This is a genomic window from Streptomyces sp. OR43 (assembly GCF_008042275.1).
GTDB lineage: Bacteria > Actinomycetota > Actinomycetes > Streptomycetales > Streptomycetaceae > Streptomyces.
Window position 1 is genome coordinate 1 of record NZ_RDBK01000079.1, and the last position, 1,645, is coordinate 1,645.

At 70.4% G+C, this 1,645-nt stretch carries 2 protein-coding genes; one reads left to right on the plus strand and one right to left on the minus strand.

The genetic code is table 11. The features are described from left to right. Positions 1 to 495, minus strand: a 495-nt coding sequence (locus EAO72_RS40685; RefSeq protein WP_261991869.1) for a GH25 family lysozyme, incomplete at its 3' end; no start/stop codon positions are given. 377 nt (positions 496 to 872) lie between these two features. Here EAO72_RS40685 and EAO72_RS40690 point away from each other — a divergent pair. After that, the coding region (locus EAO72_RS40690; RefSeq protein WP_148022424.1) for a peptidoglycan DD-metalloendopeptidase family protein at positions 873 to 1,645 on the plus strand (773 nt) is incomplete at its 3' end.

A 1,645-nucleotide genomic window follows, 5' to 3' on the forward strand; every position in this document is an offset into this window, starting at 1 on the left:
CGCCGCCCAGTCCGGGTACCGGCCCCCGAGGTCGGGCTCGCCGGGCCAGGTGCCGTCGTTCGGCCCCCAGGAGGCGGCCCACAGATGGGCACCGGCCGCGATCGTGCGGTCCCAGGTCCCGGACCGCAGTGCGGCGGTACTGATGTAGAACCACGGCACGTAGCTTCCGACTCGCTCCCGTACGCGGTTGAACCAGGCGGCCACGTCCGTGTCGTCCCACAGCCGGGTCGAGTCGTCCAGGACCTCGACATCCAGCGCGAGCACGTCGCCGGTCCGGTAGTCGTGCAGATGGTCCACGAAGTAGTCGGCGGCGGCAGCGGGCGTGAGGAAGTCTCCCGACAGCCAGTAGTGCCCCACCCGCAGTCCGGCGGCGCGGGCTCCGGCGACATGGCCGGCATAGGAGGACGTGGTGTACGGGCCCTCGGCGAGCTGGCACCCGCCGGCCTTGGCGATGACGAACTGCCGGCCCTCCGCAGCCGCCCGGGCATGGTCCATGCCCACCTGATAGTTCGAGACGTCCAGGCCTTCCAGGTCGGCCGCCCGCGTGCGGGCCTTCCAGGTCGGCCGCCCGCGTGCGGGCCGGGTCGTCCGCGTGCGCCGGGCCGGTGGACAGGGCGATTTCGGCCGGGGCCAGTGCCGTCGCCACGACGCCGCGAATCAGCGTTCTCCAGCGCATGTCTCCTCCGGTGGGGCGAGGGTCCCGGCACGGGCGCGCCAGGGACGGAAATGTCATGCGCTTATCAAAATCTATGCGCGTAGGCTACCGTGACCCACATCCCTCTGCCAGGCCAAGTCGCCTCATTTACAAGGGAGTTACCGTGTGTGAGAAGCATCGTTCCGAAGACGCCCGGACGGCTCGGCCTCGGGCCGAGATGAGCAGGCGCACGTTGCTGCGCGGCTCGTTCACCACGCTCGGCCTGGCGGCCGGCGGCGTGCTGTTCTCGGGCGACCCCGCCCAGGCGCTGGACATCTACAACCCGTTCAGCGGCTATCAGGTCACCGGCACCTGGCAGGACCACCTGGACAGCGGCTCGCTGGGCGGGATCGACTACGGCATGGCAGTCGGCACCGCGCTGCCGGCCGCGGGCGCCGGAGTCGTCACGAACATTCCGGACAACGGCACCGGCGGGCACACGGTGACGATCACCCACAGCGACGGGTACCGGACGCAGTACATGCACCTGTCGCAGTTCCTGCTGGCCAACGGCGCGTCGGTGGGCAAGGGGGGAATCGTCGGCCGTTCCGGAGGCGCAGTCGGCGCGCCCGGTTCCGGAAGCTCCACCGGGCCACATGTGCACTGGCACCTGATCACCCCGGGCGGCACGCGCGTGAACCCGCTGAACTACCTGGGCGGCGGTGGCGGGTTGCCGAAGACGTCGACGGAGCAGGACGGTGTCCCGGGCCCGGTGATGTGGCAGCGGACGCAGAACTGGCTGCGGATCCAGTCCGGATACACCGGACCGATCGACGGCGTTCCCGGCCCCCGCACCTACACCGCACTCCAGCTGAACATGCGGAACTGGGGCTACACCGGACCCCTCGACGGAGTCCCCGGAACCAACACCTGGGCCGCGGTACAACGACTCTCGGCAGCACACGGCTACACCGGCCCCATCGACGGCGTCATGGGACCCAACTCCTGGCG